The following is a 22,883-nucleotide window of genomic DNA, read 5'->3' as shown; positions in this document are numbered from 1 at the left end:
ACGAAAGTTTAAATTAAACTTAGAACATTTCATCGGGGGGATGGTTATTAAGAGCAACTATCCGACTTTTAGGAAAGTTTCAGTTTACAAATGAGGTAAATGCTACGCAACCTTTGAATTCCAAGGGGGCTTTATTTACCTTTGTAGCTCAGATTGCGATATTAAAATTAGAAGGGGGAAATTAACCCCAAAGCAAATTCATCGAATGAACAGACGGAAAGACATCAGGGCAGAACTTAAAACACGCGTTCTTGTAATGGACGGCGCAATGGGTTCTTTAATTCAGGAATATAAACTAACCGAAGAAGATTACCGAGGAGAGCGATTGAAGGATTTCCCCAACGACCAAAAGGGGAACAACGACATGCTGTCGATTACAAAACCTGAGATCATTAAAGAAATTCACACCCGTTACCTGGAGGCAGGAGCCGATATTTTAGAGACCAACACTTTCAACGCAACCAGTATTTCACAGGCCGATTACGGAGCTGAGGAGTTTGTGTATGAAATGAACAAAGCTTCGGCAGAACTGGCGCTGGAAGTGGCCCGCGAATACACCGAAAAGACTCCCGACAAACCACGTTTTGTAGCGGGGTCAATCGGACCGACCAACAAAACCTTGTCGCTTTCGCCCGATGTGAACGACCCGGGCTACCGTGCTGTTTCGTTTGATACGGTAAAAAAGGCTTACCGCGAACAGGTGGATGGTTTGCTGGATGGCGGTGTTGATTTGTTGCTGATCGAAACCATTTTTGATACGCTGAATGCCAAAGCTGCCATTTTTGCGGTAGAAGAAGCGCTGGAGGCCCGTGGGATTGAACTTCCGCTGATGGTTTCCGGAACGATCACCGATGCCAGTGGACGAACACTTTCAGGCCAAACACTGGAAGCCTTTCTGAATTCGGTATCGCATGTCGATTTGCTGAGCATCGGGCTGAACTGCTCGCTCGGCACCAGCGATTTGCGCCCGTATGTAAAAGAACTTTCGAAAAAAGCACCGTTCCACATCAGTGCGCATCCCAATGCCGGGCTACCGAATCAGTTTGGTGGCTACGATGAGTCGCCCGAGATTATGGCCGGTTACATCAAAGATTACCTCGATAACAACTTTGTAAACATTATTGGCGGATGTTGCGGTACCACTCCGGATCATATTCATGCTTTTGCCGATCTGGCAGCCCGGGCTAAACCTCACCAATTGGTTGAGCCGGGAACAAATATGAAACTGAGCGGGCTTGAACCTGTAACGATTACCGAAAACACCAATTTTATGAACATCGGCGAGCGTTGTAATGTGGCCGGTTCACGAAAATTTGCCCGATTGATCAGCGAAGGGAAATACGAAGAGGCTTTGACGATTGCCCGCCAGCAAGTGGAAAACGGAGCACAGGTGATCGATGTAAACATGGACGATGCCATGCTGGATGCCGAAAAGGAAATGACAACCTTCCTGAACCTGATTATGGCGGAACCGGATATTGCCAAGCTGCCGATCATGATCGACTCGTCGAAGTGGAAAGTAATTGAAGCCGGGTTGAAATGTCTGCAGGGAAAAGCGATCGTGAATTCCATCAGTTTGAAAGAAGGAGAGGAAGTTTTTATTCAGCAGGCAAAAACGGTAAAAAGATATGGCGCTGCAGTTATTGTCATGGCTTTTGACGAAAAAGGCCAGGCAGATAACACCGAGCGCCGCAAGGAAATTTGTACCCGTGCGTATAAAATTCTTACAGAAAAAGTACATTTTGCACCCCAGGATATCATTTTCGATCCCAACGTACTTACCATTGGAACGGGGATCGAGGAACACAATAATTACGCGGTTTCTTTTATTGAATCGGTGAAATGGATCAAGGAAAATCTGCCCTTTGCAAAAGTAAGCGCCGGGGTCAGCAACGTTTCCTTTGCATTTCGTGGAAACGATGTGGTGCGCGAAGCCATGCACTCGGTTTTCCTGTATCATGCAATAAAGGCCGGGCTCGACATGGGAATTGTAAATCCCGGAATGTTGCAGATCTACGACGAGATTCCGAGAGATTTCCTCGAAAAGATTGAAGACCTTGTTTTGAATCGTCGTCCGAATGCAACAGAGCGCTTGCTCGAATTTGCCGAAAACATGAAGGTTAGCGATAAGAAAGAAGAGAAAAAAGACGAATGGCGTGAGCTGCCGCTGGAAGAACGCATCAGTCATGCGCTGGTAAAAGGTTTACCCGAGCATGTAAACGAAGACATGGCAGAGGCGCTCACCAAATATTCTCCGGCGCTGAACATTATCGAAGGGCCGCTTATGGATGGAATGAACATCGTAGGCGAACTTTTTGGTGAAGGGAAGATGTTTCTTCCACAGGTGATCAAATCGGCACGTGTGATGAAGAAGGCGGTGGCCTATTTGCTCCCGTACATTGAGGCTGATAAAGCAAAATTCAAAAACTCAACAGCACAGAAAAAAGTGTTGATGGCCACCGTGAAAGGCGATGTACACGACATTGGTAAAAACATTGTAGGAGTTGTTCTGGGGTGTAATAATTATGAAATTATTGACCTTGGAGTAATGGTTCCCACCGAAAAAATTCTGGATGAAGCGGTGAAGCACAAGGTGGATGTTATTGGACTGAGTGGTTTAATTACGCCATCGCTGGAAATTATGGTCGATATTGCCAAGGAAATGGAACGCCGCAAAATGGATATTCCTGTACTGATTGGTGGTGCGACGACCTCAAAAATTCATACGGCGGTGAAAATCGAACCAGAATATTCAAATCCGGTAATCCACGTGAAAGATGCATCGCTGGCGGTAAATGTGGTGTCGAACCTGATCGCGAAAAACGAAACTTATTTAAAGTCGGTTCGCGACGATTACGAAAATGTCCGGCAGTTTCAGGGACAGCGAAAAGCAAAAGAATACCTGACGCTGGAAGAAGCACGTTCCAATAAATTCAAAATCGACTGGAACAATACCCCGATTTACAAGCCAAATTTTACAGGAGTGAAGCATCTGATCGATTTTCCGCTCGAAGAACTGCGGCAATACATCGACTGGACTTTCTTCTTTATAACCTGGGGCTTGAAAGGTCATTACCCCGATATTTTCAACGATGAGAAACAAGGCGAGGAAGCCAGGAAACTTTACAAGGAAGCCAATGAATTCCTCGATGAGATCATCGACAAAAAAATGTTGCAGGCCAATGCCGCTTTTGGAATTTGGCCCGCCAATGCCGATGGTGACGATGTGGTTTTATTTGAAGACGAAACACGTTCAAAGGAAATCGGCCGTTTCTACCACATCCGTCAACAGGAGAAGAAAAAAGCCGGTGTGCCGAATTTCTGTCTGGCCGATTTTGTCGCTCCGCTTGATTCCGGAAAAATAGATTATTGCGGAGGATTTGCAACTACAGCGGGAATCGGCATCGAAAAATGGAAAGATCAGTACCGTGCCGACCATAACGATTACAAGGCAATTATGTTGGAGGCGCTTGCTGACCGTTTGAGCGAGGCTTTTGCAGAATTGCTGCACCTGGAAATCAGGAAGAATTACTGGGGATATGTGCCCGATGAAAATCTTTCACTGGATGATATCCTGAAAGTAAAATACCAGGGAATACGTCCGGCACTGGGCTATCCGGCTTGTCCTGAACATTCAGAAAAAGAAAACCTCTTCCACTTTATTAAAGCAGAAGAAGTGGGAATTTCGCTGACCGAACATTTTGCGATGTATCCGAATGCATCGGTGTCCGGCGAGTTCTTTGTTCATCCCGAGTCGCGGTATTTTAGTCTCGAGAAAATTGGTATCGACCAGGTAGCCGACTATGCCAAACGGAAAGGGAAAAGCATTGATTTTGTCGAGAAATTTCTACCCACTAATTTGAATTACAAATAATTTGGAGGGAAACCGGAAGATATCTGTTGTCGTAAAAAGGATGCCGGATGAAAAGCTTCGGTTAAATTAACGCGCAATTTTCCGCGAAACAACCGGGGATTCATACCAAAGGGTACGATTTTATTACATTTGTAGCACAAAAGATAAACCGACAATGAAGGTCATAGATACCATAAAAGCAGCAAAAAGCACTGTATTTTCATTTGAACTGTTACCTCCTTTAAAAGGAAACGATGCGTCGAAACTTTATCAGACCGTTGAAAGCCTGACAGAGTTTGATCCGAAATACATCAACATTACCACGCACCGCGATGAGGTGGAATTTAAGGAATTAAAGGATGGTTCGATTGTGAAACACACGGTTCGCAAGCGTCCTGGAACAGTTGCCATTGCAGCAACCATTCAGCATCGGTACAACATTCCGGTGGTGCCGCACATTTTGTGTGGTGGTTTTACCAAAAGTGAAACGGAGCACGTGCTGATCGATTTGAATTTCCTGGGAATCAATAATGTGTTGGCTTTGCGTGGTGACGGAATTAAAGGGCAAAGTGTTTTTACTCCAACCGAAAACGGACACGCCAACGCGAACGAACTGGTTGGGCAAATTAAAGATCTTGGAAAAGGAAAATACCTCGATGGCGACTTGAAAAACAATACTCCACTTGATTTTTGTATTGGTGTAGCTGGTTATCCTGAAAAGCATTTTGAAGCGCCAAACATGGATTCGGACATGGCATACCTGAAACAAAAAGTGGATGCAGGGGCTGATTACATTGTTACTCAGATGTTTTTCGACAACCAGGTGTACTACGATTTTGTGGATCGTTGTCGTGCGATGGGAATCACAGTCCCGATTATTCCGGGCATTAAACCGATTAACATGGTGAACCAGCTAACGGTTCTTCCCAAAATATTTAGCATTGATTTGCCGATGGAACTGTCGAAAGAGCTGGCAAAATGCAAGAACAACGACGAGGCCCGCAAAGTAGGAACCGAATGGGCAATTTTGCAGTCGAAAGACCTGGTAGCGCATAAGGCGCCGTCGCTGCACATTTATACCTACGGTATTTCAGATAACGTGAAAGAAATTGTAAAAGCCGCTTTTTAATTTGGCAATAACGCGATTGCATTATATAAAAAAGTAAGGCCGGAGAATATGTTCCCCGGCCTTCTTGTTGGTATGCGCTGTATTTTATCCTTCAACGTTAATTTCAAAGTCCGACTGTTTGTTTAGCTTATCGTTTTCTTTCTGATTGTTCAGTTTTAACGAGTAAATCATCGCTTCCACCTGGCGCAGCAGGTTGCGTTTCTCTTTGTTGGGCTTGTAAACAAATCCAAAGGCATTAATTACCCGTTGATTGGCCATGTCAAGCTCCGATAAAGCAATGTATGGCCCGCCCATAAAATCGTTGGCCACTCGCCATAGTCCGCGCATTTCACCTGCATAATTTCCGTTGTGTCGGGTAATATTGTATATCGGATCGATTCGGGTTTCAGTTGCCATGTAGCTGCCGTCGGTTGGTCCCGGAACGTTGGCTTTTAATATGCTGTCTCTTAATGGAAGCTGGTAGTCAACCGTAAACGCACTGTCGGAAACAAAGGGATAGGTGTAAATTACTATTCCCTGAATAATATCAGGAGTATCGTACTGGATCCAGATAAAATCTTTTTTCTGTTCCATTACCCTGAAACCGGGTGGCACAAGCATGGTCACTCCGAAATCCTTATCCAGGATATTGTAAACCGATTTTTCGTAGGTGTTTTTGTAATTCATGGTTATCCTTTCCCGTTCTGCAGAAAGGAAATAGGAGAGAATTTTGTCTTTGTTTTCGTTAAGCAGTTCAACAAAACGATCCTGGTTTTTAGCCTGAATTTGAACCGTAGCCTGCGGGTAGGCCCAAACATCATCGGTAAAGGTTACGCCTTCTTTTTCCACGGTTTGCGATATGTTCACCTGAATGATATTCCGGGTGGATTTGAAGATGTCTTTGAATGCTTCGTGTGGCACGTTAATCACATCAAAAAGCGGTTCTTCCTGCGGAAGTGCCACCTGAGGCTGAGCCAAGGTGGCGCGAATGGCTTCTCCAGCGCTTTCTTCCCACGCCGATTTTGAGATCACAACAACCATTTCGCCAGCTTTCCCGGTGATTTTTTTCCGCATATTGGAAGTGTCGTTATTACACGAGAAAAGAATTGCAGCCAGTAAAACAATCGGAGCAAAGTAGTTAATTTTGAGTTTCATAACATTCAGATTTTGAGATTCGGAACATTTACAACAAAAATCTTACCATTCTGATGTGTTAAAACGCCCCGAACCGGTTACCGTTAAAGAACGGAAAGAAAACAAAAAAATCCCGCTCTGTTCGAACGGGATTCAATTATCTTATTGGATATTGATTACTTTTCAATTTTTCCTGATTCCGAAGCTTCGTCATCATCTTCTTCCTTGGTGGCTTTCTTGAATTCCTTCATTCCTTTACCAAGACCTTTCATCAATTCCGGAATCTTACGACCACCAAACAGAAGTAATACAATGATCAGGATGATAATGATCTCCTGTGGCCCAATAAACCCTGCTAATACAAATAGATTCATGATACTTTTTAATTGGTTCGTGACAAAAATAGAAATATTTTGCTAAAATGTTCCGTTAATCATCTTAATTATATCGTTGGCATTGGCATAAAGTACAAGTGCCAGTAATAAGATCATTCCGGTGATCTGTGCATACTCAAGAAATTTCTCACCCGGCTTTCTTCCGGTGATGATCTCGCCGAGCAGAAACATGACGTGGCCGCCGTCGAGAGCAGGAATGGGAAGTAGGTTCATAATCGCCAGAATGATCGAGATAAACGCTGTCATGTCCCAGAAATGTGCCCAATTCCAGGTAGGAGCGAAGATATTCCCGATGGTAGCAAAACCTCCCAGCGACTCGTAACCTTTGGTATCTTTATTAAAGATGAGTTTAAATTGTTTCAGGTAGTTGATGGTGGTTTGAACACCGCGGTCAACTCCTGCAGGGATTGATTCTAAAAAGCCGTATTTCAGTGTTTTCCATTCAAAAATATCGGGATTGACAAGGGCAGGATTGAAACCCAGTTTGCCTTCTTCATTTACTTTTACCGTTTTGGTCAGTTTCTGACCGTCGCGGGTGATTTCAATCGCGATCTCCGAATTTTTCTTTGAGTCGAGGTAATTTGTAAACTGGTCGTAATATTCAAACGAATTTCCGTCAATACTACCCAACTGGTCGTTGACAAGCAAGCCTGCCTGTGCTGCCGGATAATCTTTGGCCAGCTTCCCGATTTTAATGTCGTACGGGAGACGCTCGTCCAGGATACCCTTGCTTCTTAACATCAGCGCCAGGTCTTCGCTCGAAATTTCGATGTCGATCTTTTGCCCGTCGCGTTCAACCTGAACGGTTTTGGCTTCGTCTAAAACAATGGTGGGGACAATTTTTTGAAACTGTTCGATGTATTGGTTGTCAACCGACAGGATTTTATCGCCGGTTTTGAATCCGATCTGTTCGCCTACTTCGTTAACAACGATTCCGTATTTTACATTTTTGGTCGGAAGGTATTCTTCTCCCCATGCATAAAGCACTCCGATGTAGATGATGAACGCAAAAATGAAGTTCATCAAAACACCTCCCAACATAATCAACAGACGTTGCCATGCCGGCTTGGATCTGAATTCCCAGGGTTGCGGGGGAAGTTTCATGGCTTCTTTGTCCATCGACTCGTCAATCATCCCCGAGATTTTAACATAGCCACCCAGGGGCAACCAGCCAACTCCATATTCGGTTTCTCCTTTTTTTACTTTGAAAAGTGAAAACCACGGATCAAAAAACAGGTAAAATTTTTCGACGCGTGTTTTGAATAAACGTGCAAACATAAAGTGTCCTGCCTCGTGCAGAACCACCAAAATTGATAGGCTTAAGAGAAGCTGTACTGTTTTAATTAATATCGATTCCATTCAAGTTTTTTAATTTCCGTTTCCTGTTAACAACTCGGTTACTGTTCTTGTTTCGTTGTTGGTTTCAATTAAATCCTCCAACTCCGGCTTTTCAATAAAAGCCACTTTATTCATAGCCGCTTCAATGATTTCCGGTATTTGCAGAAAACCGATTTTTCGTTTCAGAAACGCTTCTACCACTACTTCGTTGGCAGCGTTCAGGATGCAGGGCATATTCCCTCCTTTATCCAACGCTTCGAAAGCAAGTGCAAGGTTACGAAAAATTTTTGTATTAGGCTGTTCAAAGCTGAGGTTCGGGTAATCAAGGAAGCTAAAGCGCGGGAAATTGTTTTTTATCCGGTTCGGAAATCCCAACGCATATTGTATCGGCAGTTTCATGTCGGGTAGTCCCATCTGCGCTTTCATGGAGCCGTCCTCGAACTGAACAAGCGAATGAATTATGGATTGCGGGTGAACGATCACATCAATTTTGGATGAAGGGAGGCCAAACAACCAACGGGCCTCAATTACTTCAAATCCCTTGTTCATAAGGGTGGCAGAATCGATGGTGATTTTTGCCCCCATGTCCCAGTTGGGGTGCGCCAACGCATCGTCTACGGTTACGTTTTCAAGCTCTTTTAGTGATCTGCCGCGGAATGGACCTCCTGAGCACGTAAGGTAGATTTTCTCAACAGGGTTCATGAACTCGCCCACCAAACATTGAAAAATAGCCGAATGTTCCGAATCAACGGGAAGAAGATCGACTCCTTTTTCCAAGGCAGCTTTGGTGATAATTTCACCGGCAACCACCAGAGTTTCCTTGTTCGCCAGCGCAATGTGTTTTCCTGCTTTTACTGCGTTTAAAGTTGGGAGTAGTCCGGAATAGCCAACCATCGCGGTTAGCACCAGGTCGATGGTTTCCATTTCGACCACCTGGGCAAGTGCTTCATTCCCAGCATAAACTTTTATGTCTTCCGATTTCAGTGCTTCCGATACCTGTTTGTATTTCTCTTTGTTGGCAATTACCACCACATTGGGCTGAAATGTTTTGGCCTGTTGAATCAGGAGATCAACGTTGTTGTTGGCCGTTAAAATTTCAACTTCAAAAAGATCGGGATTTTGTGCGATTACTTCCAGCGATTGGGTTCCAATGGAGCCGGTAGAACCAAGAATGGCAACTCTTTTTTTCATCTGTTCAAAAATACGTTTTCAGCATGCATGCTTGCCGGTAACTCCATTATGTTATTCAGCCCATTGTCTCTCTTTTCAATGCGCTTGCTGCAAATTGTGATTCTGTGATATGGATGTGTCATTGTGAATGCTTCTAGAAATCAATGTATTGTTCCGGATTCAGCGCGTTTCCGTCGTGCCAGAGTTCGAAATGCAGGTGAGGCCCGGTAGAAAGTTCCCCGGTGTTTCCGATAATTGCAATGGCTTCGCCCGCACTTACGTGGTCACCCTCTTTCTTTAGCAGTTCCGAATTGTGTTTGTAGACCGAAACCAGGTCTCCGTCGTGTTGAATGTAAACGGAATAACCTGTTTTGAGTGTCCATCCCGAAAAAATAACAGTACCGCTCAATACAGCAGAAATTCGCGCGTTGGCTTCGCTCACTAGATCGATCCCAAAATGATCGGCTGAAGAGTTAAAACGCTCGGTTATCACTCCTTTTACCGGAACAAAAAAGTGCATGCGACTTAAATCGGTTTTGTTTCCTGTTTCCGGCTGCAACGAAAGGCTGAGCTGTTCGGCCAGCAGTTCATCCTGAAATATGGAGTCGTGGTTGTATTGTTGAAAATCAACTTCAGATGAAGGGCGTTCTGCTTCCACAATGTGATCATCTTCGGGTATATCGCCCGACATAATGGTTTGAATCCCTTTGAAAAAACGGTCGCGTTTGGCCAACTCCATTTCCAGCGAGTCCACTTTTAGCGCACTGTGAATCAGCATCTGCCGGTATTCTGCTTTCGGATAGCCCGGAATGTACTCACGCAATCCGGTTGTCGCAATCAACAGAATGACCAAAACAACAATTATTGACGACAACACGCTGGTGGCAGTAAAAACTTTCAAACGAGAAAGTTTCATGCTCCAAACCGATTGGAATGTCGTATCGTTGTATATAATTAACCGGTACTGGTTTTTTAGTTTCGAATAAAATTTCTTTTTTTCTTCCACCCTGATTTATTTAAGCTTACAAATTTAGAAAGAAATAAGAAATAGCCCCCGCGATTCATATTTTTTAAGAATTTATAAGAAGTGAAAATCCACTTTGTAAGTTCTTGATGAAACCAAACAATTATCATTGCCCGAATTCCGTTTTTTACGGTTATTGTGCGTTAATAGAGAACGACAAATTTGCGTATGACTGACCGTCAGTTATATATCGAATTTTTCTTTATTTGTATTGAATCAATCAACTTTGAGATAGAAAACAATGAAACTACTACTGATTAGCAATTCAACAATGCCGGGTGAAGCGTACCTGGATTATCCCAAAAACGAAATCAAAAAATTTTTAGGCGATAAGCCTGTTACGGCAGTTTTTATTCCATATGCTGCGGTTACTTTTTCGTTCGATGAATACTGCGAGAAGGTAGAAGCGCGGTTTGCCGAGCTCGGGCATCACATTGTTGGCATTCATACTTTTGAAAACCCGGTGAAAGCCATTCAGCAAGCACAGGCAATTGTTGTTGGAGGTGGAAATACCTGGCAGCTGGTGCGTATGCTTAGAGATAGGAAATTATTGAATCCTATTCGGGAGAAGGCGTTTAATGATACTCCCTACATTGGCTGGAGCGCCGGATCGAATGTGGCTTGCCCAACACTGAGGACGACGAATGATATGCCAATTATTGATCCGTTAGGATTTGAATGTACCGGTTTGGTTCCTTTTCAAATCAATCCCCATTATTTGGATGCCAATCCCGAAGGGCATGGCGGAGAAACACGCGAGCAACGCATTCAGGAGTTTATTGAGGTGAATCCGAGATGCTATGTTGCCGGGTTACGCGAAGGGACCATGTTTAAACTCGAGAACGATAAGTTGGAGTTGATCGGTGAACAGTCGTGCCGGATTTTCAAAAAAGGGCAGGAGCCGCTTGAACTGAAGGCCGGAGATGACTTTAGTTTTTTGATGAACAGGTAAAGGCGTATAAAGAAGAAGCTCCCGGTATTATTCCCGGAGCTTCTTCTTTATTTTGAAATATAGATTTTCTTATTTGTAATTTGCTGGGTCAAGCGCAGCAGGCGACCAGTTTTGATAAAAGCGTAAAACTTTGTCACGGTCGTAATCCTTATCTTTTTCCAGGAAGGCTGAATTTTGAGTGTGGATGCGCTTTCCCTCTCCATTCAAAATAACAAAAACCGGGAAACCGAAACGTTGCGGGTATCCCAGTTCCGCAAGCACTTCTTTGTTTTTATTCTTGGGATCATAGTTAACTTTTACCACCACAAAGTTTTGCTGCACAAAGGCATTGATTTCTGCGTCTTCTTCAATAAATCGGTGGAATTTAACACACCAGGGACACCAGTTTCCCCCAATCTGAAGAAAAACATGCTTCCCCGATTCTGCTGCTTCTTTCACCGCTTCCTGTATGTCTTCTTTTGCGTTGGCTTCGGGATTGTATATTTTGACTTCCTGGGCATTTAGTAATGCCACACTGAAGATAAAGGTCAAGGCTATGAGAATCGTTTTCATCGGAATTTTATTTCTCCTTATTTATTATAGTTCTTGATTTGGTTTCAGTTAGTCCTTCTTCTCCCAAACTGACTTGATCTCGTACACATCCAGTTTGTCAATGCCCAACTCTCCTCCGTTCGAAAACAATACCAGGCCGTTTGATTTTGGATCGGCAGTAAAGCAATTTGAAACTACGGTCTGTCCATCGTTGGCATAAACTTCGATCGAAGTACGGTCGAGTAAAATATCAAGCTTAATCTTGGTGCCGATCGGAAGCAGCGGAACTGTAACTCCCATTACCGAAAGTGTACCTCGTTTTACATTATATAGAATTTCCGTTCCGGGCTTTTTAGTGCTGTTCCGAACCAGGAATCCGAAATTATCTGATGTTTTAAGGTCAAATTCGCCTACGATGCGCAGGCAGTCACCCGATGCTTTTTTCACTTTGTTGTCATTTATTCCGGGGATTACATTTTTGTCTTCTATATCCAGAATGTTCTTTTGAATGGATGTGATTTCAGCAATTGGTTTCCGGATTAACTTGTAGCCCGAAGGGAAGTGACGAACGCTCAATTCGCTGGGAAAAGTCATTTGCCCGTTAAACGGCATTTCCGGATATTCTCCTCCTCTCATCCAGGCTATTTGTATCGTTCGGCCGTCGGAAGCTGGTATGTTACTCCAGGTTTGTGTGGCGTAAAAGTTTTTACCCCAGTCGCTTTTCATTTTACCTGAAATAGGCGTAAATTCTGCTCCGTCGAAATTTCCAAAAAGGTAAGTTCCGTCTCCGTCGAAAAGAGCCCAGACGGTTTCTTCCGGTCGGTTTTCAACTTTGAATTTTACCAGGTCGGGGCACTCAAAAAATCCATGAATGTGGCTTTTCCATTCCCAGTCGGTTAGGTTGTCAGAAGTGTAAAAGGAAACGCCTTTTGAATTATCGCTGTCATTCGATTTTCGGTAAAGCACCATCACCCATTTTTGGGTAGGTTCGTGCCAGATTACTTTCGGATCGCGGGCATCGTCTTTTTCGTCCAACGGAATTATCGGGTTGTTTTCATATTTTTTCCAGTTGCGGCCTTTGTCGGTACTGTAGGCCATGCGCTGTCCGCAGTTTTGGCTGGTGTAAAATGCAACGAGTGTTTTTGTGTCACCTTTTTGTTTTCCAAGGAGATTCTTTTCATCCACAATGGCTGATCCTGAATAGGCTGTGCAGTTTACTTTGTCTTCTGAATTGTCGTCGGGATATAAAGCTATCGGATAGTTTTCCCAATGCATCAAATCGGTACTGATAGCGTGTCCCCAATGCATGTATCCCCATTCGTTGCCCTTGGGATTGTGTTGGTAAAAAAGGTGGTATTCGCCGTCGTAATAAACCAGGCCATTCGGATCGTTCATCCAGTTTTTTTCCGGCGTAAAATGGTATTGTGGGCGATAGTCTTCTCTGTAGGGTTCTTTGTTGTTTTTCTTGTCCGGAACACTAAAAAGCACAGTGATAGAGAGTAAGGCTGTTGATAAAAAGTTCATAAAATCTGTTTATGCTATTTTCGTTGTTTTGCTAAACTTATGAAAAAAAATTTGCATTAATCAAAATAATCCCTACATTTACCTCCACAAACCCATAAATGTAAAACCGTTCTTTGGCTGACGCTTTTGATTTTCAGACAATCATCAATTTTAAATCAAGAGCTTTTATTTTCGCTTTCAAGAGTTAACAGACATGTTTTGGCGTGTTGCTGTTTTACAAACCCACCGGTTCCTTTTTTTTAATCTTTGCGCGTGAACCGGATAAGCAGTTTCATTGCCCGAATTGTGTTTTTTAACTTGGCAAGAATTATCGTTTCAACCGAGGACGATTGAAATTTGTGAGTGCGATACAGACCCTGATTGAGTCAAGATGAAGCTTAGCTGTTAATCCAGGTTGTTCCACTCAAAATGTTTCAACGTTTGAAACTTTTTGTTCTTCGCTTTAGTTGGAAGTAGAATTGTGCGTGATGCAAATTCGAATTTACAAACCCACTGAATTACAATACAAACCCGGTAATTCAGGTCAGTTCGTGTATGCTCGTATCGCTCAGTTTGAGGGCTAACTGTAAGCATGCTTTATCGAAACTTAATTAGGCTTGAGTATTAACCTAATTTAAGTTGTAATGAGACGCTTTTTAATCACCGTCCTGGCAATTGCTGGCGCTTGCAATGTCTGGGCACAGAAGCAGAAACCTGAAAGGATTACCACGGTAACCGCTCCGGTAAACATCGCTTCAGAAGAAATTAGAAAATCATTCACACCTCCCGTTGAGTTGAACCTCAAATCGGGATCAGTGTCTAAATCAGATTTTCAGGTAGAGTTCGTGAACTTTCCGGAAAATGCAAAACCTGCATTTTTATATGTGCTTTCCATTTACGAGAACCTGATCTCTTCGGATATTCCGATCAAGGTTCAGGCTAAATGGTCATCGATGGGTACCGGCTTACTGGCTGAAAGCTCACCGTCGTCGTTTTACAAAAACTTCAATGGTGCCCGCTTGTCCGACGTGTACTATCCGGTCGCTTTGGCCGAGAAACTTTCCGGTTCTGAATTAAATGGAACCGAAGCTGACATCGTTTGTACATTCAACAGTAACATGGATTGGTATTTGGGAACGGATGGCGATGGCCCGGGTTCTCAGTACGATTTTGTAACCGTAGCTTTGCACGAGATTGTACATGGTCTCGGATTTGCCGGTTTTTTCGATGTAAGTAACGGGTTGGGAACCTTGAGCAACAATGCTCATCTTCCAAGTATTTACGACCTGTATGTGTATAACAACGGTTTGTCGTTGTGTGATCCTTCGCATTTCGATATTCCTTCTGCTGCTCTCAAGAATGCATTGGTTTCCGGTCAGTTGACTCTGAAAGGAAATGACGGGACCGATCGTCAGCTGGTGTATGCTCCCAGTAGCTGGAGCGGAGCCACCAGTGTTTACCACTATGTGGAAAGCGGCTATGAAAAAGGAGATGCAAATGCGCTGATGAGCCCATACATTTTTAAAGGCGAAGCGATTCACTATCCCGGTGATAAAACAATGAGTGTTTTGGCAGAGTTGGGCTGGAAAGCTGTTACTATTGACGGTTTAGTAATTAAGGATTTTGAAGAAACTTGCGAAAAACTTCCGGTTTCGGTTGAGGTAAGCAGCGAATTGAAAATTGACAGTTCGTCGGTTAAGTTTTTCTTTTCTACCGATAATTTTGCGACCTCGAATGTACTTCCTCTGAAATACAACAAGTCTACCCGAAAATTTGAAGGAGAGGCTCCAATCAATAACCGAACAGGTAAGATGTATTATTATTACTCAGCTACAACAACAGGCGATATGGTTTTTACCAGCCCTGACAGAGCGCCCGAACGGAAATATATATTCACTATTGGAGCCGACTATTATCCACCTACTTTGGCACATAATCCTGCAAGAATAATGTCAAATGTAAATCCTGTACTTAACCTGAGTGCGACCGCAACCGATAATGTGGGAATTAAATCGGTTCAGGTGGAATACTCGATAAACGGTGAAAGCCAGGAGCCTTTTGCACTTGGCTTGGAAGGACAGGATACCTATACCGGCGAATTGGTTTTACCTGTCGGATTAACAGAAAACGACGACATTCAATACCGCGTGTTGGCACTTGATGCTACAGCTCGCGAAAACAAAAGATACTTGCCGGCTACAGGTTATTTCTCAGTTGGTGTTTCTGAAGCCCAAAAGCCGGTGACCGCTTATGTAAGCAACTTTGATAATGCTAACAACGATTTCGAATTTTCTGATTTTGAAGTCAACAGACCTTCAGGCTTTTCATCAGGCAATTTACATACGGTAAGCCCTTATCCTGAGTCAACACTCGAAAATCAAAAGTATAACCTGATCGCCCAGTTGAAATACCCGGTCATTATTGAAGAAAATGGAGAAATGAGTTTTGATGAGGTGGTATTGGTTGAGCCGGGTGAAGAAGGAACGATATATACAGAAGATAAATTCTGGGATTTTGTAATTATTGAAGGCAGTAAAAATAATGGTAAGAGCTGGTTGCCGTTGATCGATGGTTACGATTCGGGTGCCGATGAACTTTGGAAATCTCATTTTAGCAGTTCACTGAAAAGTACCGTTTCTGAAGCCAGCGGAACTGAAAACATGTTTTTGCGTCAACATATTAATCTAACTGATAATACACCGTTTGAAGCCGGAGATACAGTGCTTTTCCGTTTCAGACTTGCATCTGACGCAGCGGTTACCGGATGGGGTTGGGCAATCGACAATCTTTCCATTCAAAGTATAACCACCGATGCCGATGAAATTCTTGCAGAAAACGAAGTGAACGTGTATCCTAATCCGTTCCAGAACAGCATATACATTGATGGTCTCGATACTCAGGGAGCTGATGTCGACGTGATTGTAAGAGACCTCAGCGGTAAAACCATTTACCGCGAAACACGTTTGGCCAACTATGATCAACGCATCAAAATTGAGCTGCCAAACGTTGCTGCGGGAGTTTATCTCGCCAGTGTTACAGATAATCAAGCATTAACAATCAATCAAAAAATCATAAAAAATTAGAATCATGAAAAGTTTATTATTAATTGCATTTTTAGCAGCAGTCGTTGGTTTTATAACTTCAATTGTAGTTCTACTGAGATTAGTGTCAAAGAAAAAAGCGCAAAGGTTAGAATATTAGATGATTGGTATTACAGCCTTAAATTAGGAAATGCCGGGACGATTGTCCCGGCATTCTTTTTGTATCTTGGTCGCTTTATATAAACTTCATTTGATTTTAATTTCGAACAATTAAGAGCTTTATCAGTTATTTTTCAAATATCAAAAGTTGATGAGCAGAATCATACTAATTATTGGGCTTTTATGTGGCCTGGCAAACCTGGTTTTCGGACAGCAGAAAGCTATCCTCAGAGAGGGGAAATTCCCGAATCCCGTTTGTTACGCCTCCGGAAAGGCTGAAAAGTCATTTGTTCCGCCTCCCAAAGATTTTTTGCTTAAGTCGGGAGAAGCCAAAAGCGATATCGTTGTTTCGTACAGCGGATTTCCTGATTCTGTAAAAGTCGCCTTTGAATATGCAGTAAGTATTTGGGAAAGCATACTTGAATCAAGTGTTCCGATTCACATTTACGTAACGTGGTCGGGGAGCCTTGGTGTCAATACTTTGGCCAGTTGTGGTCCTGAAACCTATTATGCCAATTTTACGAATGCTCCGGTCCCCGACTGCTATTATCCGGTGGCTGTTGCTGAAAAAATAGCCAGCGAAGAGCTAAACGGTACAGGTCGTTCGGATATTGAAGCAAGCTTTAGCAACAAAATTGACTGGTATTACGGCATCGACGGAAATACCCCCATCGATAAATACGACTTTGTGACAGTGGTTTTACACGAGATCGGTCACGGCCTCGGATTTACCGGATTCTTCTATGTGAGCAACGGCCTGGGCATCTATGAGTATTATTCAAGGGGCGATTTTACCTCTTTTGATTTGTTGGTGGAGCAATTCAGCGGGCGTAACCTGCTGGACACATCCTTTTTTCAAAATGCCTCTGTGGAATTGAATAGTGCCTTGATTTCGAATTCATTGTTTGCAGATAGCCCGGTGGCTAAAACCAATGCCTCGCGGCCAAGACTGTATGCGCCGAATACCTTCGATGACGGTTCAAGTATTTATCATTTAAATGATGTGACCTACGGCACCGGAACGGCCAATGCATTGATGACGCATGCTATTGCTCCGGGTGAAGCCAATCACGATCCGGGACCACTTACAAAGGGTATTATGGAGGACATTGGCTGGACGAACCTGTTTTTACATCATACTCCGGTAAGAGACAAAGAACAATTGGTACCCCTCGAGTTTTTCGCTACCGTGGAAAGCTATTATGAACTTTCCTCCAATACGTTTGTGATCTATTCAACCGATAATTTCACCACGCAGGACACCTTGTTGCTTGTGGCAACCGAAAATACAGATGAATACCTCGTAAGCTATATCCCCGGTAACGGAACCACAGATTTCCAGTATTATGTGGAAGTTTCAGATATAAAGGGGCGAAAAAGCACAAGCCCCTGGAATGCTCCCGTTGCAGTTCATAATGTGCATTTTGGGGTCGATCAGGAGCCTCCGGTTATTGAGCATACTCCAATTCCTTACTTTCTTGTGCAAGGTGATCCGCTTGTGCTAAACGCACAAGTAGACGATAATCTTGGGGTTGATACCGTATACGTTAATTATTCGCTCAACGGCATCGAACAGCCGTCGTTTGGATTGACTTTGCAAAATGGTATTGATTACTCAGGAACATTTGATTTAAATGAAGAGGGACTTCAGGATGGTGATGAAATTAAGTATTCGATTGTAGCGATCGATGCTGCTGTTGCCAAAAATCAAACAGTTGCTCCGGCCTCGGATACCTATACATTTAAAATTGAGAGGATATTCGAACCGGTGGAGAGTTATGCCAATAATTTTAATACCGAAAGCCCTGATTTTTTACTGGCAGATTTTGATATTCATGACGCAAAGAATTTCAAAGATGCCGCTTTGCATAGCCCTCATCCGTATCCCAGTCCCGAAGAAGATAACAAGGACTATAATTTTACCACGATGCTGAAATATCCGGTAATATTGAAAGAGGAAGGAGCAATGTGGTTTGACGAAGTAGTGTTGGTGGAGCCCGGCACGGGGGGCTACGGGAGCGATGCTTTTTGGGATTATGTAATTGTTGAAGGGAGCAAGGATAAGGGCGAAACCTGGCAGGAACTGGTCGATGGCTACGATTCCGGCGCAAATGCTACCTGGCTGACAAATTATAATGCCTCGATTGTTGATCAGGATTCGAAAGCAGTGGGAACAGAAGAGTGGTATGTGAACCGCAAAATTTCATTATTGCAAAACGGAAATTTTGAAGCCGGGGATACGATTTTGATTCGTTTCCGCTTGTATTCCGATCCGTATGCCAACGGCTGGGGGTGGGTAATTGATAATTTGAGGATTCAGCAAACGGTTTCGGCGCCTGTTGTCGTGTTGTCGCCGGGAAATGTGAATGTGTATCCCAACCCGTTCTCCACTGCATTTCATATTGATATCCAACCGGAACAAGTATTGAAAAGTCTGCAGATTGATGTATTTGATTCTTTTGGCAGAAATGTTTATTCGAATTTTGTCGAGAGTGTTTGGGGAGAATACTCTGAGCAGGTTGATTTGAAGGATCAGGCAAGCGGAATGTTCCTGCTCCGGGTAAGTGAGAATGGAAAACCCGTACTTACCAAAAAGTTAATTAAAAACTAAATTTCCATCATTTAGCTTAATAATTTTAAGCAAATAGGATAGTGTGATTTCATTTTTAAAATATATACCTATATTTGTTGACACAAAAGTTAGATGATGCAAACGAATTTTAACAATAGCTTTTATTACTTCTATTTTTATTTTGGTTCTAAAATCGGGATCAGGAAGTAGTGTATTGTTAAAAACGAAAGATATGTTACAGAAAGGTCTCGAAGAAATTCGGGGCCTTTTTTTATAAAAATACGTCATATGAGAATTACAATCGTTGGGCTGGGATTAATTGGAGGGTCTATGGCAAAAGACCTTCGCAAATCGGGTTTTGCCACCGAGCTGATCGGTGTTGATGCCAATGAAATACATGCTGCCCAGGCGCTCGAACTTGGCCTGGTTGATCGTGTTGCAACATTGGAAGAAGGCGTTAGCCACACTGATATGGTTTTGATCGCCATTCCGGTGGATAAAACACTGGCTGTATTGCCGCTTATTCTTGACCGGATTGAAAGTGGAACCACCGTGTCAGATATGGGCTCGGCCAAAAAAATATTGGTTGATTCGGTTGCCAGCCATAAACGAAGAAAAAATTATGTGCCGGCACATCCCATGTCGGGCACTGAAAACTCGGGACCAACTGCCGCAATGGAAGATTTGTTTCGGGGTAAGATCGCCATTATTTGCGATCAGGAAGATTCAGGCCCGCAACACATTGCACTTGTCGAAAAATTGTTTCAGAACCTGGGGATGGATATTGCCTATATGACATCGGATGAGCAGGATCACAGCACCGCTTTTGTATCTCATCTGCCACACGCTGCGGCTTTCGCTTTGGCAAATGCCGTGCAGGCTAAAGAAGACAGAAGCATCATTTTTGATCTGGCGAGCGGCGGATTTCGTTCTACGGTGCGATTGGCCAAAAGCGCCGGTTCGATGTGGCACCCCATTTTTCAACAAAACCGCCGTTACGTTGTTGAAGCCCTGAACGTATACATTAAGCATTTAAAAGAATTCAGAGATTGCATGAAGGAGGAAGATGATGAAAAGATGTGGGATCTGATTGAAAGTGCCAACCGGATCAGAAGCATTTTGGCAGGCGAAACTCCTCATCTGGTGAAAAACGAAGAAAAAATAACAAAACTTTATACGAAATAATCATGACATTGAAATTAGACATTAATCCGATTAAAGCCTGGTTGCCAAATCTTGACAATCCATTGCTGATCGCGGGGCCATGTAGCCTCGAGTCGGAAAAACAAGCCCTCGATACTGCCCGACTTTTAGCCCAGGATAAACGTGTGTTTGTATACCGTGGGGGCGTTTGGAAACCGAGAACACGGCCCGGTTCTTTCGAAGGAGTGGGCTCAATTGGCCTAAGCTGGCTGCAAAAGGTAAGGGAGGAAACCGGATTACCCGTTGGTACCGAAGTGGCGAATGCGCAACACACCGAAGAAGCGTTAAAAGCCGGACTGGATGTAATCTGGATCGGAGCACGGTCGACTGCGAGTCCGTTTGTGGTACAGGAAATTGCCGATGTTTTAAAAGGCAGCGACGCAGTTGTAATGATTAAGAATCCGGTGAATCCGGATGTGCAGTTGTGGATGGGAGCGATCGAGCGGGTTCACCAGGCGGGGATTCGTAATATTGTTGCGATTCACCGCGGGTTTACACCGTTTCGTGAAACCAAGTACCGCAATTACCCGAACTGGAAAAATGTAATTGAATTGCGTCGTACCATGCCTAATCTTCCCATAATTTGCGATCCGAGCCATATTGCTGGGAAAAGGGAATACTTGTTCGAGATAGCGCAAAAAGCCTTCGATATGGGTATGGAAGGTTTGATGCTTGAATCGCACATCGATCCTTCGTGTGCTATGAGTGATGCCGCTCAGCAGGTAACTCCTGCCGATTTGGCGAAATTACTCGACAGGCTTGTAATACGTTACGAGAGTGCCAATAATCCGGAGTTTGAAAACCGACTGGATATGCTTCGAAACCGAATTGATGCCATCGACTCTGAGTTATTGGAGATGCTGTCCTCAAGGGTGGAGATTGTAAAGGAAATTGGCCAATATAAAAGAGACAATAACGTTACTGCACTTCAGATCAACCGCTGGACTCAGTTGATGGAAAGTCGTGTTAATCTGGGTAAAAAGTTAAGCCTCGACGAAACGTTTGTAAAAATACTCTTTCAGCTGATTCACGAAGATTCGGTTCGTATGCAGACTGAAATTATGGATGCAGAGAAATAAAACGATAAAAAACGGAAGTCAATTGGCTTCCGTTTTTATTTGAAATACACTCAAAAATCACTCGTATATTTTTCCGACCGGATAGCGTTTCCAGGTTTTTTCAAGCCATTCGGTATTGTTGTAAATAAAAGCCATTTGTGCGCGATGGTCCTTTGCAAACTCCGGATCTGCAGCGCGTTTTTCTTCCATCTTCTTTTTGAAATCGGGATGTTCGTTCAGGTATTTTAGCGCATTCTCTTCAAACCCATACGACGAGAAATATTCGCGTTGATCGAGTATGTTGTCAAAAAAGTTCCACCTGAAAAATGAATCTTCCGCTTTGGGCTCGAACATTTCCAGAATATAACGGATCTTTTCCTGTCGCACCGGAATCAGCAAATCACCTTTGAAATACTGAATTTCCTGTATTTCGGAGTGCGTGCTTACTTTATTGTGGTAGTAATGACCGTTGCTCGGTTGGGAGGAATTGGAATAATCGTCGATGTAATCAACCGATACTTTCATTACCGAATCATGCTGAAGGGTGGAATAACGTACTCCCAGCAAATTCAGTTTCTGGATAATTTCGTCGTATCCCTGTGGCAACAAATAATACTCCGGAACTTTTACCTTTTCCGATGGAATCCAGAATTCGTAGTATTTAATCGAGTCGGTGTAGAGACGGCTGGTGTCGTAACCAAAACGTTCAACGCCGCTTACCGGACTAAGCTGATTATCGGTTGCTTCATATCCTTTAAATTCGATCATGGTAAATTGTGTCGTATCGAGTTGGTAACTTACCGGAAATTCGTTGATTATCATTGATTCACGAATGGCCGTCGCTCTCTTTTGTTTGATTTTCTTACTGTTGTGCGAAGTGTATTCGGCCAATACCTGAATAAACTGATAACACGATTTTACACGGTCGGAGTAATTTTTATAGATATGATTTTCTGTCACCAATCCGAGGCTGTGAAACATGGTGGCAAATTCGTTCGAGTAGCGCGGGCTTCCCTGGAAAAGAGCCATTCCCTGTCTTGGATCGTGGTAAATGTAATTGACATAGGGAATCATTTCGTAAGTTCCCTTTTTCATATCATTATAAAGCGCCGGAACAAAATCGTTCTGAATAAATTCCTGCATTACTTTAGGATATCGGGCCGGAGATGGTGGAATGAGCGTGATGGAATACTGATGATCGGAACCATTGGTGGTATGTGTGTCGAGAAAAACATCTGGGTTCCATTCGTTAAAAATTTCGTAAAAACTAAGTGCATTTTGTGAATCGCTTTTTGTAAAATCACGATTCAGGTCGAGGTTCTTGGCATTTCCTCTGAATCCTGTTTCGTAGGGGGTGGTTTGTCCCGAACGGTTATAGGCACTGCGGTTTAAATGGCCGCCGATATTATAGACCGGAATCATAATGATCACTGTATTTTCGAGGAGCTCAGCCAGGTCATCCTTGTTACGAAGTATGTCGTCGGCAAATTCTAAACTGGCGTCAATTCCTTCGGGTTCTCCCGGATGAATTCCGTTGTTGATCAGTAAAACTGTTTTGCCCTGTTCCCGAAGGATTGCAGGATCAAAAACAGGCTCGTTGTTGATCACAAAAAGATGCAGGGGCTTGCCGTTGTCGGTTTTTCCTTTTTCAAGCAGAACTGCATTTTCATAGGTTCTGTCGAGCAAACGGAACATTTCAATTACTTCGGAATAGGTTGGAGTATAGTTCTCTTCATATTTGAGCTTTAACAGCGATTGCTTTTGTGCAAAAGCAGTGAAACAAAACATTAATAGAAGTGATGCAGCAGCAGTTCTTTTCATCGTATGATTTTTGAAGGGGAA

At 43.3% G+C, this 22,883-nt stretch carries 15 protein-coding genes; 7 read left to right on the top strand and 8 right to left on the bottom strand.

All coding sequences use genetic code 11. The features are described 5' to 3' along the window. Positions 1 to 205 precede the first annotated feature (205 nt). A complete protein-coding gene (metH, locus tag MR764_RS07570) occupies positions 206 to 3,874 on the top strand; it encodes a methionine synthase (RefSeq protein WP_247978802.1) in 3,669 nt (1,222 codons plus the stop codon). 154 nt (positions 3,875 to 4,028) lie between these two features. Further along, positions 4,029 to 4,982 (top strand): methylenetetrahydrofolate reductase [NAD(P)H], encoded by a 954-nt coding sequence (gene metF, locus MR764_RS07565; RefSeq protein WP_247978801.1) that lies wholly within the window; start codon positions 4,029 to 4,031, stop codon positions 4,980 to 4,982. Between the two features lie 84 nt (positions 4,983 to 5,066). On the opposite strand, the gene MR764_RS07560 is transcribed toward metF, so the two are convergent. From MR764_RS07560 to MR764_RS20355, 5 genes are all read right to left on the bottom strand, one after another. Then, positions 5,067 to 6,116 carry a DUF4837 family protein gene (locus tag MR764_RS07560; protein ID WP_247978800.1) on the bottom strand — a complete coding sequence of 350 codons (1,050 nt, stop codon included), beginning with the start codon at positions 6,114 to 6,116 and terminating at the stop codon, positions 5,067 to 5,069. Positions 6,117 to 6,271: 155 nt separating this feature from the next. Continuing rightward, positions 6,272 to 6,469, bottom strand: a complete 198-nt coding sequence (tatA, locus tag MR764_RS07555) for a twin-arginine translocase TatA/TatE family subunit (RefSeq protein ID WP_247978799.1) — start codon at positions 6,467 to 6,469, stop codon at positions 6,272 to 6,274. 42 nt (positions 6,470 to 6,511) lie between these two features. Next, positions 6,512 to 7,849: an RIP metalloprotease RseP gene (gene rseP / locus MR764_RS07550; RefSeq protein ID WP_247978798.1), complete on the bottom strand. Its 1,338-nt coding sequence runs from the start codon at positions 7,847 to 7,849 to the stop codon at positions 6,512 to 6,514. A gap of 9 nt (positions 7,850 to 7,858) precedes the next feature. Next, on the bottom strand, positions 7,859 to 9,019 hold the full coding sequence (locus MR764_RS07545) for a 1-deoxy-D-xylulose-5-phosphate reductoisomerase (RefSeq protein ID WP_247978797.1): 1,161 nt from the start codon (positions 9,017 to 9,019) through the stop codon (positions 7,859 to 7,861). 133 nt (positions 9,020 to 9,152) lie between these two features. Then, a complete protein-coding gene (locus MR764_RS20355; RefSeq protein ID WP_247978796.1) occupies positions 9,153 to 10,004 on the bottom strand; it encodes a M23 family metallopeptidase in 852 nt (283 codons plus the stop codon). A gap of 259 nt (positions 10,005 to 10,263) precedes the next feature. On the opposite strand from MR764_RS20355, the gene pepE reads away from it, so the two are divergent. Further along, complete coding sequence (gene pepE, locus MR764_RS07535; protein ID WP_247978795.1) at positions 10,264 to 10,974, top strand: dipeptidase PepE; 711 nt, start codon at positions 10,264 to 10,266, stop codon at positions 10,972 to 10,974. A 69-nt stretch (positions 10,975 to 11,043) separates the two neighbouring features. Here the strand turns inward: pepE and MR764_RS07530 are convergent, their stop codons facing one another. After that, a complete protein-coding gene (locus MR764_RS07530) occupies positions 11,044 to 11,526 on the bottom strand; it encodes a thioredoxin family protein (RefSeq protein ID WP_247978794.1) in 483 nt (160 codons plus the stop codon). 48 nt (positions 11,527 to 11,574) lie between these two features. After that, positions 11,575 to 13,029 carry a glycoside hydrolase family 32 protein gene (locus MR764_RS07525; RefSeq protein WP_247978793.1) on the bottom strand — a complete coding sequence of 485 codons (1,455 nt, stop codon included), beginning with the start codon at positions 13,027 to 13,029 and terminating at the stop codon, positions 11,575 to 11,577. A gap of 623 nt (positions 13,030 to 13,652) precedes the next feature. Here MR764_RS07525 and MR764_RS07520 point away from each other — a divergent pair. The 4 genes from MR764_RS07520 (at position 13,653) to MR764_RS07505 (ending at position 21,062) form a co-directional block, all read left to right on the top strand. Continuing rightward, a complete protein-coding gene (locus MR764_RS07520; protein ID WP_247978792.1) occupies positions 13,653 to 16,091 on the top strand; it encodes a T9SS type A sorting domain-containing protein in 2,439 nt (812 codons plus the stop codon). A 268-nt stretch (positions 16,092 to 16,359) separates the two neighbouring features. Beyond that, positions 16,360 to 18,819, top strand: coding sequence for a T9SS type A sorting domain-containing protein (locus MR764_RS07515; RefSeq protein ID WP_247978791.1), 2,460 nt, complete (start codon positions 16,360 to 16,362; stop codon positions 18,817 to 18,819). A gap of 174 nt (positions 18,820 to 18,993) precedes the next feature. Continuing rightward, the gene (locus MR764_RS07510) at positions 18,994 to 19,965 is read left to right on the top strand and encodes a prephenate dehydrogenase (protein WP_348773075.1); all 972 of its coding nucleotides are present in this window, start codon (positions 18,994 to 18,996) and stop codon (positions 19,963 to 19,965) included. 2 nt (positions 19,966 to 19,967) lie between these two features. After that, positions 19,968 to 21,062, top strand: coding sequence for a chorismate mutase (locus MR764_RS07505; RefSeq protein ID WP_247978789.1), 1,095 nt, complete (start codon positions 19,968 to 19,970; stop codon positions 21,060 to 21,062). Between the two features lie 57 nt (positions 21,063 to 21,119). Here MR764_RS07505 and MR764_RS07500 read toward each other — a convergent pair whose 3' ends face one another. Then, positions 21,120 to 22,862, bottom strand: coding sequence for a M14 family zinc carboxypeptidase (locus MR764_RS07500; RefSeq protein ID WP_247978788.1), 1,743 nt, complete (start codon positions 22,860 to 22,862; stop codon positions 21,120 to 21,122). Between the last annotated feature and the right edge of the window lie 21 nt (positions 22,863 to 22,883).

Origin of the sequence: Maribellus sp. YY47 (assembly GCF_023111095.1) — a bacterium.
In the GTDB taxonomy this organism is placed as follows: Bacteria; Bacteroidota; Bacteroidia; order Bacteroidales; family Prolixibacteraceae; genus Draconibacterium.
Note: the sequence above shows the minus strand (reverse complement) of the source record. Positions and strands in the feature narration are given on the sequence as shown.

Excerpts from the sequence above, each read along its gene's own strand:
- metH (WP_247978802.1), top strand. The coding sequence starts at position 206 with ATGAACAGACGGAAAGACATCAGGGCAGAACTTAAAACACGCGTTCTT.
- metF (WP_247978801.1), top strand. The coding sequence starts at position 4,029 with ATGAAGGTCATAGATACCATAAAAGCAGCAAAAAGCACTGTATTTTCA.
- MR764_RS07560 (WP_247978800.1), bottom strand. The coding sequence starts at position 6,116 with ATGAAACTCAAAATTAACTACTTTGCTCCGATTGTTTTACTGGCTGCA.
- tatA (WP_247978799.1), bottom strand. The coding sequence starts at position 6,469 with ATGAATCTATTTGTATTAGCAGGGTTTATTGGGCCACAGGAGATCATT.
- rseP (WP_247978798.1), bottom strand. The coding sequence starts at position 7,849 with ATGGAATCGATATTAATTAAAACAGTACAGCTTCTCTTAAGCCTATCA.
- MR764_RS07545 (WP_247978797.1), bottom strand. The coding sequence starts at position 9,019 with ATGAAAAAAAGAGTTGCCATTCTTGGTTCTACCGGCTCCATTGGAACC.
- pepE (WP_247978795.1), top strand. The coding sequence starts at position 10,264 with ATGAAACTACTACTGATTAGCAATTCAACAATGCCGGGTGAAGCGTAC.
- MR764_RS07530 (WP_247978794.1), bottom strand. The coding sequence starts at position 11,526 with ATGAAAACGATTCTCATAGCCTTGACCTTTATCTTCAGTGTGGCATTA.
- MR764_RS07525 (WP_247978793.1), bottom strand. The coding sequence starts at position 13,029 with ATGAACTTTTTATCAACAGCCTTACTCTCTATCACTGTGCTTTTTAGT.
- MR764_RS07520 (WP_247978792.1), top strand. The coding sequence starts at position 13,653 with ATGAGACGCTTTTTAATCACCGTCCTGGCAATTGCTGGCGCTTGCAAT.
- MR764_RS07515 (WP_247978791.1), top strand. The coding sequence starts at position 16,360 with ATGAGCAGAATCATACTAATTATTGGGCTTTTATGTGGCCTGGCAAAC.
- MR764_RS07505 (WP_247978789.1), top strand. The coding sequence starts at position 19,968 with ATGACATTGAAATTAGACATTAATCCGATTAAAGCCTGGTTGCCAAAT.
- MR764_RS07500 (WP_247978788.1), bottom strand. The coding sequence starts at position 22,862 with ATGAAAAGAACTGCTGCTGCATCACTTCTATTAATGTTTTGTTTCACT.